13 protein-coding genes are annotated in these 13304 nt (G+C 60.2%); 5 read left to right on the forward strand and 8 right to left on the reverse strand.

Going from position 1 to position 13304, the window contains the following annotated elements; all coding sequences use genetic code 11:
* Positions 1 to 18: 18 nt before the first annotated feature.
* Genes BCA01S_RS17865 through BCA01S_RS17875 form a run of 3 tightly spaced genes read left to right on the forward strand, consistent with a single transcriptional unit; the run spans position 19 to position 2443 of the window.
* Complete coding sequence (locus BCA01S_RS17865; RefSeq protein ID WP_027778072.1) at positions 19 to 759, forward strand: SDR family NAD(P)-dependent oxidoreductase; 741 nt, start codon at positions 19 to 21, stop codon at positions 757 to 759.
* On the forward strand, positions 756 to 1604 hold the full coding sequence (locus tag BCA01S_RS17870) for a sugar phosphate isomerase/epimerase family protein (protein ID WP_027778073.1): 849 nt from the start codon (positions 756 to 758) through the stop codon (positions 1602 to 1604). The genes BCA01S_RS17865 and BCA01S_RS17870 overlap by 4 nt, the downstream gene beginning before the upstream one ends.
* Positions 1601 to 2443, forward strand: a complete 843-nt coding sequence (locus BCA01S_RS17875) for an amidohydrolase family protein (RefSeq protein WP_027778074.1) — start codon at positions 1601 to 1603, stop codon at positions 2441 to 2443. The genes BCA01S_RS17870 and BCA01S_RS17875 overlap by 4 nt, the downstream gene beginning before the upstream one ends.
* A 14-nt stretch (positions 2444 to 2457) precedes the next feature.
* Here BCA01S_RS17875 and BCA01S_RS17880 read toward each other — a convergent pair whose 3' ends face one another.
* Positions 2458 to 3141 carry an HD domain-containing protein gene (locus BCA01S_RS17880; RefSeq protein WP_027778075.1) on the reverse strand — a complete coding sequence of 228 codons (684 nt, stop codon included), beginning with the start codon at positions 3139 to 3141 and terminating at the stop codon, positions 2458 to 2460.
* 603 nt (positions 3142 to 3744) lie between these two features.
* Here BCA01S_RS17880 and BCA01S_RS17890 point away from each other — a divergent pair.
* Positions 3745 to 4323 (forward strand): NADPH-dependent FMN reductase, encoded by a 579-nt coding sequence (locus BCA01S_RS17890; RefSeq protein WP_027778076.1) that lies wholly within the window; start codon positions 3745 to 3747, stop codon positions 4321 to 4323.
* A 154-nt stretch (positions 4324 to 4477) separates the two neighbouring features.
* Here the strand turns inward: BCA01S_RS17890 and BCA01S_RS17895 are convergent, their stop codons facing one another.
* The gene (locus BCA01S_RS17895; protein WP_027778077.1) at positions 4478 to 5179 is read right to left on the reverse strand and encodes a nitroreductase; all 702 of its coding nucleotides are present in this window, start codon (positions 5177 to 5179) and stop codon (positions 4478 to 4480) included.
* A 149-nt stretch (positions 5180 to 5328) separates the two neighbouring features.
* Entirely contained in the window at positions 5329 to 6459 is a 1131-nt protein-coding gene (locus BCA01S_RS17900; RefSeq protein WP_027778078.1) for a porin, read from the reverse strand.
* Positions 6460 to 6912: 453 nt separating this feature from the next.
* Between BCA01S_RS17900 and BCA01S_RS17905 the strand changes: the two genes are divergently transcribed.
* The gene (locus BCA01S_RS17905) at positions 6913 to 7464 is read left to right on the forward strand and encodes a 4-hydroxylaminobenzoate lyase (protein ID WP_027778079.1); all 552 of its coding nucleotides are present in this window, start codon (positions 6913 to 6915) and stop codon (positions 7462 to 7464) included.
* A 56-nt stretch (positions 7465 to 7520) separates the two neighbouring features.
* On the opposite strand, the gene BCA01S_RS17910 is transcribed toward BCA01S_RS17905, so the two are convergent.
* From BCA01S_RS17910 to BCA01S_RS17930, 5 genes are all read right to left on the reverse strand, one after another.
* Positions 7521 to 8882: an MFS transporter gene (locus BCA01S_RS17910; protein ID WP_027778080.1), complete on the reverse strand. Its 1362-nt coding sequence runs from the start codon at positions 8880 to 8882 to the stop codon at positions 7521 to 7523.
* Positions 8883 to 9228: 346 nt separating this feature from the next.
* Positions 9229 to 10203, reverse strand: a complete 975-nt coding sequence (locus tag BCA01S_RS17915) for a LysR family transcriptional regulator (protein ID WP_027778081.1) — start codon at positions 10201 to 10203, stop codon at positions 9229 to 9231.
* Between the two features lie 15 nt (positions 10204 to 10218).
* Complete coding sequence (locus tag BCA01S_RS17920; protein WP_027778082.1) at positions 10219 to 11478, reverse strand: NAD(P)/FAD-dependent oxidoreductase; 1260 nt, start codon at positions 11476 to 11478, stop codon at positions 10219 to 10221.
* Positions 11479 to 11482: 4 nt separating this feature from the next.
* Positions 11483 to 11806: a 2Fe-2S iron-sulfur cluster-binding protein gene (locus tag BCA01S_RS17925; protein WP_027778083.1), complete on the reverse strand. Its 324-nt coding sequence runs from the start codon at positions 11804 to 11806 to the stop codon at positions 11483 to 11485.
* A gap of 28 nt (positions 11807 to 11834) precedes the next feature.
* A complete protein-coding gene (locus BCA01S_RS17930; RefSeq protein ID WP_027778084.1) occupies positions 11835 to 13271 on the reverse strand; it encodes a glutamine synthetase family protein in 1437 nt (478 codons plus the stop codon).
* Between the last annotated feature and the right edge of the window lie 33 nt (positions 13272 to 13304).

Raw genomic sequence — 13304 nt, forward strand, 5'->3', positions numbered from 1 at the left:
CAAAGGAAAAAACCCCATATGACTCGCTCTCTCGACGGGAAAGTCGCCATCGTCACAGGCGCCGCGCGCGGCATCGGGCTGGGCATCGCGCAAAAACTGAAAGCGGACGGCGCACGCGTGGCGGTGTGGGATCTCGATGTGAGCGACTGCGGCGCGCAACGGCTGCAGTTTGAGCCTGATCACATTCAACAAGTGGACGTCGCCTCCATCAGTTCGGTCGAACAGGCTTTCGCGGCCACGCTCGGCACGCTTGGGCAGGTCGATATTCTCGTCAATAACGCGGGGATCAATGGGCCGGTAGCGCCGTGTTGGGAGTATCCAGTGGATGCCTGGCAGCGCGTCATAGCAGTGGATCTGAACAGCGTGTTCTACTGCTGTAGGGTCGCGATTCCGCACATGCGCGCGCGTGGCGGCGGCCGCATTGTCAATGTGGCGTCGATTGCCGGCAAAGAAGGCGTTCAGTTCATCTCAGGCTACTCGGCAGCGAAAGCAGGTGTCATAGCGTTTACCAAGGCGGCCGCCAAAGAACTGGCAAAGGACAATGTACTCATCAACTGTGTCGCGCCCGCAATGGTCGAAACGGAGCTTTTGAGCGAGATGTCCGACGCTCATATCGAGGCGAGCAAGGCCAAGATCCCAATGGGCCGTTTCCTGCAGATCGACGAGGTCGGTGCGATGGTAAGCTGGATCGTCAGCCCCGAATGCAGTTTTACGAGCGGCTTTACCTTCGATCTGACAGGTGGGAGGGCCACGTATTGAACGCCATCATTGCAGCACCGAAGCTCGCAGTCGCGCATCTCACCGCGCTTGAACTGGCGCCTTCGGAATGGGTGGTCGAAGCCGCTCGCGCTGGATTCGACGCAATTGGGCTCCGGCTCAATCCGACTTCCGCCGGTGCGATTGCCTATGCCTCGGCTGTGGGCAGCCAGGCGCATCTCGCTCTGCGGCGTGTACTTGTCGAAGAAGGCATGGCTGTGCACGACGTCGAGTTCATTCCAGTGTTGCCCGATATCGACGTGGCATCGTATGCGCCTATGTTCGATGCGGCGGCCGACCTGGGTGCCCGGTGCGTGACGGTCTCGGGCGACGATCCCAACGCGTCGCGGCTCGCCGCCAACCTGGCGGCTCTGTGCGAACTCGCGGCGCGATATGGCTTGCGTGTCGATCTGGAATTCATGCGCTGGCGCCACGTCGCTACCTTGCATCAGGCGCGGTCCATCGTGGAGAGCGTGGGAAGCGCAAACCTCGCGATTCTCGTCGACGCGTTGCATCTCACGCGCTCGGGGGGCGGTCCGGACGACGTCCGCGCATTGCCCGCGGGCATGGTGCGCGCGGTGCAACTGTGCGACGCCTCGCCGAACGATCCGGTAGGAGACGACGCGACGATTCTCGAAGCGCGCACAGGCCGCTTGCCGCCAGGCGAAGGGGCGCTGCCGCTAAGCGAATTGCTGGACGCGCTGTCTGCCGATACGGCTTTTAGTGTGGAAATGCCGTTGCCGTCGCTGCCTGCGAGAGACCGCCTCAAACTCGCGTATCGAAGCACACGCAACATGCTCGATGCCGCGCGCCATCGACGCGAATCTCGCGGAGCGTCTCGTCAATGACTATCTTCGACGAAAAAAAGATCGACTGTCACAACCATATTTTCGATCCCGCTCGCTTTCCCTATCGCGCCGACACCGCGTACAGGCCGTCGATGCAGGAAATCGGCACCGCTGCGCAGTTTGCCCATGTGATGGACGCATGCGGTGTGCAACATGCGTTGCTCGTAGGACCGACCAGTGGCTATGGCACCGACAATCGCTGTATGCTGGATGCGCTCTCGCGTTATGGCACCCGCTTCAAAGGCATCGCGGTGGTGGACCACCATGCGAGCCGCGACGACATGATCGAGATGAAACGCGCGGGCGTGGTTGGCGCGGCCTTTAATCCGGCGATGCTGGGCGTCGATGCAATGCGTGATGCCCACGCGCTCTTCAATATCCTGGCCGACCTCGATATGTTCGCGCAGATTCAGGTAACGGGCGATCAGTTGGTCGCACTCGAGCCGCTAATCGAACGTACGGCAACGCGAATACTAATCGACCACTGCGGTCGGCCGGACATTGGGGCCGGCATGAAGCAGCGGGGCTTCCAGACGCTTCTCCGTCTGGCCGACACGGATCGCATCGTCGTCAAAATCTCCGGGTTGCAAAAATTCTCGCAGCTCGAATATCCATATGAAGACGCGCAGACCTTCGCGACGCAGCTTCTCAGCATGTTTGGGCCGGATCGTTGTGTGTGGGGTTCCGACTGGCCGTTTCTGCGCTCGCCGGTGCGGATTGATTACGCTCCGCTGCTCACGCTCGTAGAGCGCCTCATTCCGGATGCCGACGAGCGCCGACGAGTGTTGTGGGACACGCCTCGTCGGCTGTTTGGCTTTGACGCTTGCGCTACGCGTTAGTCATGCATGCGTGTTCAACCGTGCTTATGTGCCGGATCGTTGCAAGTGCACGCGTAATTCGAGTCGTTCCACGCATTCCCAAGAATGATGCTGCAGAAGTTCTTCCGACGGAAACCCACGTCCTTCAGCGCAAGCACGTCGTCGTTGACAGTGCCAAAGGTCGAGTCCGGCCGGTGCTTCATTCCATCGTTAAAGGCGTTGATGATCTGCTCCTTGAAGTTCTCCCCGCGAGGGTGGGCAGCGACCACCACCTTGCGCTGTTCCTCGGTGAACTCGTCAAATGCAAAGCCGAGCACGTCCATCTCGACGCCTGCCGTCACCAGTTGAACCACCGGCTTCTTGAATGGCGGGATACCCGGCGTGGTATGCAACGCAATCGCGTCCCACACGAGGTCGACATCTCCTTCGGGAATACCGTGCTGCTCGAGGAAGCTACGCGCTGCATTTGCGCTATCCACCTCGAAGCGGTTCTGGGACGTCCTGAATTGTTCGGTAAGCCCCATGTCGTGGAACATCGCGCCGATGTACAGAAGCTCCGGGTCATACTTCAATTGCTTGCGCTCACCCGTAAGAGCGCCGAAAAGAAACACGCGAGTCGAGTGATGGAAAAGCAGGTCCGACTCCGTGTCGCGAACGAGTTCGGTGGCCGCGCGCGCCAATTTGCTGTCGGGGATCTTGATTCCTGCGATCGTCGTCATGTTCGTTGCTCCAATATCCGCCTGGTCGAACCGCGCGTCTTGCGAGCGGCTCAGCAAGCTATGTTGAGAATCGGGACATTCCTGCCCCGGAGTTCGGATTGCCAGTCTTTCACTGCGTTAGTCCAGCCGGTGTGTCTATCGCCGAGTACTTCGTCAAAGGAAAACCAAGAGCCAAGTATCGGTCTGCGACAGCCGACTTTCAATTCGATTGATGCCCGGAACACGGCCAACAAAACAGTGTTTTCTGCCAGGGCCGGTGGGTACAGGCCTAGCCGGCCTACAAGCAGGGCGAAGTCCGCCAACTCGGCTCATTTTGAGGACACAGTACGTGGTCACGCTGCACGAGACGGTTTTGCAATTCATCGTGAGTTGCATGCCGTGCATTTCGGTGTTGACGATTGATCGCTTGTGACCAGTTTGACCATGTGGCATCTTGAGCGCCGCGGGAACCACAGTCGCACGCTAACTACCTGGCTGCTTGTGATGGTCTTCATCCGCTTTTCTTTATCGATCAACACGCGCGCTAACCGTATTAGCGGAATCTCATTGAGCCGCGCGATAGCAGCCATCGCTAGTTAGCCAAATCCAATCATCGAGCTACTCATGACGATCAAAATCCTTGCATTCTCAGGCAGCACACGAAGCGGTTCGGTCAATCAAAAGCTTCTGGATATCGCCGCGGAAGGCGCGGCTCACGCAGGCGCGCAAGTCGTCAGTATTCGCCTGAGCGACTATGCCCTGCCGATCTACGATGGCGACCTGGAAAGTCAGACGGGACTTTCGGATAACGCGCGCGCGTTGCAGCAGATGCTCCGCGACAGCGACGCGCTGTTGATTGCATCTCCGGAGTACAACGGCGGGTACAGCGCATTGCTGAAAAACACACTGGATTGGATGAGCCGACCTGGCAAGGACGGCACCGCCGGCCAGACGCACTTCGCCGGCAAGCCCGTCGCCGTCGTCTCGGCTTCGCCAGGTCCGCTTGGCGGCGCTCGCGCGCAAATCAGCCTGCGTCACGTTCTTGGCAGGCTGGGCATGTTGCCGATTCCGCAGGAGATTGCATTGGGTCACGCAAACGATGCATTTGATGGCAACAACAGGCTCAAGGACGACAAGACAGACGCCTTGGTACGAGGTGTAGGCGCCGCACTCGCCAAGGCCGCGCAGAAGCTTGCCAGCTGAGTAGCCGCGCGCCGCAGGTGCAGACACGGGCGGCACAGTATCGCGCTCGCTTCACGCTGAAATCGCTGAACCGGTGTGTGCGCACTGCGGCCTCTCGTACGCAGAGGCCGCAGGCCTCATCCGAGGCGAATGCGCGACACGAGACGAACAGCTACTACGAGTCGAACCCTAGGAACCGTGCGAAATTTTCAACGGGTTCGCGTCCGGTTTCCAGACGGCTGACAGGGGAGTCGCAGTCAGACAATCCCATGCTCATTCCGCACACCACGTCATAGTCCGCAGGAAGCGCCAGGTGTTCCGCAATCACGTTCTGGAATCTTGCAAACGAAACCTGCGGACACGTGTCGAGACCTACCGCTTGTGCTGCCACCATGACGGTCTGTATAAAGATGCCGTAATCGAGCCAGCTGAACTTTGTCAGCGCTGAATCGATTGAAAAGATCAGGCCCACAGGCGCGCCAAAGAAATCGAAGTTTCTCGCAGTCACACGCGCACGCTGTTGCACATCGTGCTTGGGCACACCGAGCACACCGTAATAAGTCGCGCCAAACGCTTCCTGCCTTCTTCTCATCGCTTCCGGCAAAACCTCGGGCATGTGCGTGAGCGGAGGATGGCGATTCTCTTCATGCGCCTGCTTCAGAACATCGCTCAAAGCGGACTTTGCCGGTCCGGCGAGAATATCGACCCGCCAGGGCTGGGTGTTCGAATTGCTCGGCGCGCAGCTTGCCACCTCGAGAATCTGGTCGATGACGTCTCGCGCAATTGGATCGGGTCTAAAAGCCCTGACGGCCCGGCGTGATCGAATCACCGAGTCAACCACACGCGCGTCAGGGTTGGTGTTACGGTCGGTTCTCATAGGTCAATGCCAATTGATAGAGTGCCGCCAACACCACTTGCAAAACGAAGCGCGTGGCGGCTGCACAAATGGATGCGAATCCGCATCGTAAAAGGCATCCCGACTGAACGCATCGCGATACCGTGAAAAAGTTGAAGTACTGTGTTTGATCAGAACGTGTGCCGCATACCCACGATTGCTCCTAGCTGTCCGACGCCCGGCGCAGGCGTCGTCCCGCCACCGCCCGCGCTGACCGAATAGCGCGCGTGCGCGCTGTTCCACAGATAAGCGACGTTGCCGTATACCGCTGTCCTCTTCGACAGGAAGTAAGTCGCCCGCATGCTCGCCATGGTTGCGCGTGCATTGTGCTGCTCGACGAGCACGCGATACGCCTCTCCATCGAGCGCAAATGCGGGGGTCACGTAGTACTGCGCCCCAACAAAGAAAAGATCTGAGTGCACGTCGCCACCGGGCGCATCGCTTTCCACGCGACGACCCAACCATCCGGCGCCAAGCTTTACGCCCGCAACATTCACATAGCCATTTGCCTGAAGACGCGCGTCCTTATCGCCGCTAGAAGACGTCTTGAAAGGCGCTACGCCGTCGAAGAAGTTGGCCGCCGCATTGGTGCCGCCACGCTGCTCGTCGTAGGCGGTGGCGACGCCAAAGTAGGTGCCGTCGTACTTGAGCATCGCGCTCCATTGGCGGCACTGGTTGACGTCGCCGGGCACCTGACCCGCGCAAGTGCCTTGCCCTGGCGAATTGCCCGTGCCTGTGCTGTCGCGTCCAAACGACCATGACGCGCCGATCGTCACACCGCGGAACTTGCCCTTGTAGACGATGGTGTTGTCACTTCTCGCGTTCGGTATATACGCGTCAAGTGCGCCGATGCCATAGATGTCGGGACCGAGAATGTCCGCATCGGAGATCGCCCAGTACGTCATCGTGTACTGGCGGCCGAAGCTCAGCGCGCCCCATGGCCCTTCCAGTCCCACCCACGCCTGTCGTCCAAACAGACGGCCGCCCTGCCCCGAGTCGCCGCCACGCATGTTGAAGCCGCTTTCAAGAACGAACGACGCCTTGAGTGCACCGCCGAGATCTTCAGAACCACGCATCCCCCAGCGCGACGGCAATTCCCCGGTGATGCCAGGCATGCGCACAACATAACCTCCTGCTGCATTCGCGTGGGACACGTATTCAACGCCCGTATCCAACACGCCGTAGAGCGTCACGCTGCTTTGTGCAAACGCCGAAGCGCTGAACAGTCCCGCCGCCAATATCACCGACCTGCCATATTTCATGAAGTCTCCTGGACCGCGTCTCGTTTGTTTGAATGACGAAGTGCTCGTCACGAATGCATGGCGGCGAGATTAAGGTCGGTCAACGAACACGACAACGGGGAAACCCCTAAAGCGAGAGGCCGTCCGCAATGAAGGGGAAAAATGCGTCGGGCAAATCCTTCTCCGATTCAAGCAGGCAAGCCACGTTTTCTCTCAATGGTCCTAAACACTCACAAAGTCTCAATTGAAAAAACGAACATTCGTCAACGACGCCTCAAGTGCAGTTCTGCGCTGAAATGTCTTCAATCCAATATTGAACAACGTGAATCGATGCATTCCGCGCCTGACGCACGACGTTCAAGACACTCGGCCTCATATGAATCCCGTGCAATCCGGCGTTGCAGAAAGTTCGCTTCATTAGCCGTCTCCCCTATGGCATCGTGAACATGGCATGCACTTCAAGGAGAAACTGGAATGTCGCAAACTGCAACCATCAGCAATAAGGATCAACTCGTCGCGCGCTGTCTGCCCTTTCTTGAGGAAGTGAAAGACATGACGACGAATACGGACGTCGAGCAATGGCTGAACTCGAAGTACGGAGTCGATAGCGATTTGTATAAGGACCTTGCGCGGCTGATCAGGATCGGCGTGCAAGAGGGTTGGGCCGCCGACGTCGAAATCGCGGGCCCCCGATATCGGCGCGCTCGACTCGTCGAGCCGTGCGCGGAGACCTCTTTCTTCAGCATCACCGCAGTGCTGATGGATAGCACCGGCAACACGCAAAACAATCCGGAGAACAGCTTCCGCGGCGACTATCACGCTCACCCTTATGGCGAGTTCAATATGGTCGTGCCAGTCGACGAAGGCGCCGCGCTCGCCGGGCCGAACGGCTGGTGCTATGGCGGTTGGACGGCGCCCGCGCCGGGCAGTCATCACTATCCCGAGGCGAAAGGCGGCGCCGTGATTGCGCTCTTTTTCCTGCCGGCAGGCCGCATCTCATACAACTACGACGCGCCCGCGAAATGAAAGTAAAGCGAGCCTCGCTGGAGGCTCGCCTGTTTGTTCCCGCTCACTGTCCGCCGTCAATGCACAAGCGATTCACGTTCCGATGATTCCACTGCGGTCGTACTCGAACTCGTCGCCTGCTTGATCAACAACGCGACGCACGACACCGCGCCCGCTATGGCGACAACCGTAAAGATGCTTTCCAGACCGACTTGCTGTCGGGACAACTCCGCGACAAGAAACGAACCTGCAATTCCGCCGAAGCGCCCGACACCGAGCATCCACGCAACGCCTGTGCCGCGGCCAGCTGTAGGATAAAAGGCGGCGGCGAGCGCAGGCATCGACGCTTGCGCCGTATTCACTAACGCGCCCGCGACAAACACCGCGCACATGAGCAACACCAGATTGCCGACCGCCTGGCCGATCGCGTACACGCTGACCGCGCCGAGCGCATATGCAGCGGCCACGACGCGATTGGGATTAAAGCGGTCCATCAGCATCCCGCATAGCACTGTGCCTACGCCGCCAAGCGGAAACAGCGCGGAAACCAGCGCCGCTCGCTGCGGGCTCAGCCCTGCTTCCTTGAGCAGAACCGGCATCCAGTTGACAAGGCCATAGAAGATCACGAGGCCCATGAAATAGCACAGCCATAACATCAACGAACCCACGAGGAACGAACGCGACAGCGCTATGCGAATGCCACCGCTGCCTGCCGCGTGTTCGATGGTTTCGCGCATGATGAAAGACTCCGCGCCATGCGCACTCGCGCTGATTTGAACCAGTACTTTGCGAATCTTGATGGCCGGTTGCCGTTTCGCGACCATATAGCGAATCGACTCGGGCAACCTGAGCACGAGAAGCACCCACAACAGCAAGGGCACCGCGCCGCCGAACAGCAGTACGCTACGCCAGCCGAAATGCGGAATCATCCACGCTGCTAGAAAGCCGCCGAGTGCAGCGCCCAATGGGAATCCACAGAACATCAGATTGACGATTGTCGCCCGGCGCTTGTCGGGACAAAACTCGCTCATCAGCGTGACGGCATTCGGCATTGCCGCGCCGAGTCCGACGCCCGTAATGAAGCGAAGTATTGTCAGTTGCGTAAGATCGAATGCGAAGGCGGACCCGAAGCACGATACGCCGAATAGCAGCACCGCCGAGGTCAACACGACGCGCCGCCCCAATCTGTCCGACAGCGGCCCCGAAAGCAGCGCGCCGCCCGCGAGACCGAACAGCGCCGCACTGAGCACCGGGGCGAGCGCTGCTTTGCCGATGTGCCATTCCTGCAGTAGCGAAGGCGCGATAAAACCGATCGCAGCCGTATCGAATCCGTCCATCAGCACGATCAGGAAGCACATTGCAAATATAAGCCGCTGAAATGGCGAAAAGGGATGCTCGTTGATGAGCACTTGTACATCGACTGGTGTTGTCTCTTCCATTGCGTCCTCGCAGAGGTTGAACTGTCGGCGCGGCCCGCACGTTGTCACGCTTGCCGGTCTGATTGAAAAGCCATCCGCTCTCGCGGTTCGCCAGAGTGCCGACACCTGCTGAGATGGCAGGTATCGACGGGGACCAAGCTTAGGATCGCCAAAACGCCGCTACAACCCGGAAAATCGCGCAAAGACGGCGATCAATACGCACGCGTATCGCCGACTCGTTCGCGCGATGTGTGCGCGTTGCGCTAAAAACGGCCGCGTTTTTCAGGGTTTCGGCGACGTTGACGCAGCACTGCTCGCCGGCTCGCGAGCAGTGAATTGTTTGCATAGGTATCTTGAACAAACGGGTTTAGCCGGTACGAACCTGCCGCGCAACATCGGCAAGCTGTTGTCTCAGCCATTGCAGCGCTGGATCGGCGTCACTGCGCTCATGCCATACGGCGCGCACCGTCACGTTGGGGCATTCATAGGGCGTTGCGCGCATCTTCAGTTCGCCATAACGTTCGAGTTCCCGAGCGAGCGACGACGGAACCAGCGCGAGCATCTCGCTATGGCGAAGCAGTGCGGGAATCGCAAGAGAGTGCGCGACGGACATGCGCATGCGCGGCATGTCGGGCGTATCGGCGAACGCGCGGTTGAGCGCATCGCGATCGAACATCTCAGACTGCCGTGCCAGGCCACGTTCGACAATAAAGCCGCTTACGGCACCCTCTTCTGAGCCGCCCTGCGAGATCGCCACGAGTGGATACGCGAGAAGATCTTGCTGCGTAACCGTCCGCTCGGCAATCGGATGGTCGCGGTTCACCAGCAGCACGTCTGTCTGCTCCCACAGCGCCATCGAGCGAAAGCGCGGTGGTACATCGGCAAAGATGCCGATTGCGACATCGATTCGGCCGACGTCGATCTGTCCTGCCAGATCGAGCCGCGTAGACGGCCGCACGACCAGGTCCGCGAGCGGCGCCTCCGCGCACAGGCGCTGACTCAGCCGCCCCAATACGAGAGACGTGATGTAGTCGTTGGCGGCCACGACAAACTTGCGTTGCGCGACCTGCGGATCGAAATCGTCCACGCCCAAAGCGGCCCCGATCTGCTGTAACGCGCCGCGCACCTGGCCTGCCATGCGTAGCGCGCGCACGGTCGGCTCCATGCCTCTCGCGGTGCGCACGAACAGATCGTCGCCGACTACCTCACGCATGCGCGCGAGCGCATGGCTGATGGCTGACTGGCTCAGGTTCAGACGCTTGCCCGCCAGCGCGAGGTTGCGGTCCTCGAATACCGCGTCGAACACGCGCAGCAAATTGAGGTCGATGCGGTTAGCGGACATGGCTGTCACCCGCTCTCATGATGCCGCTCCGTGCGCGACGCTGACGTCGGGGTTAGCGAATGCCTTGAGGTCGAACCGCGGATCGTTGATGTCTTCTACGCTTAGCCGCGTACCGGTTGAGAGCAGCTTGCGTGCGAGCATATGGTCTTGTGGCCGGTTGATGCTGTCCACAGCAACGAGCCTGTCGTCGCGAAAGTAGAACAGCGAAAACTTGCCTTCGCCCACAGAGCCGCGCACCGCGAAATCGGTGAACCCCGTATTGACGCCGGCCATTTGCAGCTTCAGATCGTATTGATCCGACCAGAACCAGGGCACCGCGCGATAGGGCTCGGGTCGCCCGAGGACCGATGCCGCTGCTGTCCTCGCCATATCGTTTGCGTTCTGCACCGACTCGATGCGGCAGGCGGCGCTGCCCGCCGGCGCCCAGTACGGCACAAAAGCCGCACAATCGCCGGCGGCGACGATCGACGGGTCGCTGGTGCGCGCACACGCATCCACGACGATCCCGCCCGCCACGTCTAATCCGCAGCCCGCAGCGAGTTCTGCATTCGGCAGCACGCCAATGCCGACCACGACGAGATCGCACGACAGCCGCGCACCGTCGTCCAGTTCGACGGCGACGCCGTCTGCGACGTCATGAATAGCGACTACCTTCCGTCCCAGCGCAAGCGACACGCCGTGCCTTGTGTGGGCGCGCTGCATGATGACGGAGATAGATGGCGAAGCAACACGCGCAAGCGCGCGCGCCTCGGTCTCCACGACCGTGACGTCGAGGCCTTTCTGTCGCAGCGAAGCCGCCGCTTCGAGGCCGATGTATCCGCCGCCCACCACGACCGCACGCCGCGCCGTTTGCGCGCGCTCAACGAGGCGTCTTGCATCGCGCAGATCTCGCAAGTAGTGAACCGCATCGTGCGACGCGCCTTTGCAATCGAGCTTGCGCACACGCGCGCCTGTGGTCAGCGCGAGATGGTCGTAGGCGAGCCGCGCGCCGTCGTGCAATTCGAGCTCTTTGCGTTCGCGGTCGATGCGCAGCGCGCGCGTCGAAGGCATCCACTGAATTCGCATTTCGCCGTAAAACGCCGGCGAGCGCAGCGGCAGACGTTCTTCCGCGAAGCTGCCCGTCAGAAAACCTTTGGATAACGGCGGACGCTGATATGGCGCGTGAGCTTCGTCGCCGATCAGCACGATATCGCCGTCGTGACCCGACTCTCTCGCGGATGCCGCGAGTTGCAGCCCCGCATACGACGCGCCGACAATCACAAGCCTGAGTTTCATGATCTCATCCCTGCTTTTCGGGAATCCGCACGACAAGTCCGCTCATCGTCGATGCGACGACGAGCTGGCAACTGAGCCGGCTTTCCGGACGACGTTCGGCCGCTACGCCCTCAAGCAGTTCATGCTCGGCATCGTCGGGCGCTGAAAGCTCGGCCGTCGAAGAAGGGTCGATATAGACGTGGCATGTCGCGCACGACAGGCACCCGCCACACTCGGCCTCGATGCCGCGCACGTTGTTGTGGATCGCGGCCTCCATCACGCTGGTACCAACGGGCACTTCGATTTCAATGCGGTTACCGTCGCGCAGAATATAAGTGACGATAGGCATCACATGTCTCCTTGATGATTGAGCGCATTCAGAACGTTTCGAAGTACTCGCGGTGTTCCCAGTCGGTTACTTCGAGATTGAAGCGGTTGATCTCCGCTTCCTTGAGCTTGCAGAAGTAGTCGATGAAGGCGCTGCCGAAGCCTTCGCGCATGCATTCGTCGGCACGCAGCGCGTCGAGCGCGTCGCCGAGTGAACGGGGCAACGATTGCGCTTGAGTCTCATACGGCGTATCCGCTGAAGGCGGCAATTCCAGCTTGCGCTGCAACCCGTCGAGCCCCGATAGCACCTGCGTGCCGAAATACAGATACGGGTTCGCCGTAGGTTCGCCGACGCGGTTCTCCACGCGCGTCGCCGGATCGTTCGGCCCGCCCAGCACGCGCAGCATGACGCCGCGGTTGTCACATCCCCAGTTCGCGCGGTCGGGCGCATTCGAATAGGGCCGATACCGCCTGTAACCGTTGATTGTGGGCGTCGATAAAGCAGTCGCCCCTTGCGCATGGGCGAGCAGCCCCGCAAGGTACCCTTGCCCCACAGACGAAAGCGGAGCAGTCGCATCGGACGGCATGAACGCGTTGCGGCCATTGTCGATATGCACGAGCGACTGGTGCAGATGCCATCCGCTCGACACCACGTTCGGAATACGCGGCCTGCACATGAAGGTCGCGTGATAGCCGTTGCGCTGGCATATCTGTTTGACGGCGCTGCGAAAGAGGATCATGTCGTCGGCGCTTTTGATCCCCTTCGTCGGCGCGAAGGTGAACTCGAACTGACTCGGACCGTACTCGACTTCGAGTGACCGCACAGGAAGCTCAAGCCCATCGATCCCATTGCGCAGCATTTCCATGACGTGATCTACGGCGTCGTATCGCAACTCCGTCAGGTACTGGTAGCCGTGCGACAGCAGTTCGACATCGGGCGGCAAGCCGGGCTGGCCGGAATGCTCGGGCTTCATATTCGGGCTCGTGAGCTTGAACACATGAAACTCGACTTCGAGGCCGCTGACCAGTTCGAACCCCTGGTTCGCGAGCCGCTCCAGCGCGCGGCGGAATAGATGCCGCGTGCCGAACGGCACAGGCCTGCCGTTAGGGAAGTAGAGATCGCACAGCACCCAGCCTGTATGCGGTGCCCAAGGCAAAATCCGAAACGTCTGCGGATCGGCGATCATCAGCGTGTCGCACGCTCCCTGCATCTCGGGCATGCCGAATCCACCGCCCGCAGTGAACACCGGAAACACGGTGCGATGCGACGTATCCTTGGCAAGCAGTGTGCTCGTCAGCGTCACGCCGCATTCGAAGGCCTTGATTGCATCGTCGACGACCAGCGTCTTGCCGCGCAGCAGTCCATGCTGATCGGGAAACGAAAATCGCACGACCTGTACGGCACTTTCCTTCAGGCGCTCCAGTAGCTGCATGAAGGCCGCGGTCTGCGCGTCGGTCCAAAGACCATGGGTTTTAACGAAAGACATGTCTCTTCCGCGCAGCCTGAAAGCCGCGCGCTC

Source organism: Paraburkholderia caledonica NBRC 102488, from assembly GCF_000685095.1.
Lineage (GTDB): Bacteria > Pseudomonadota > Gammaproteobacteria > Burkholderiales > Burkholderiaceae > Paraburkholderia > Paraburkholderia caledonica.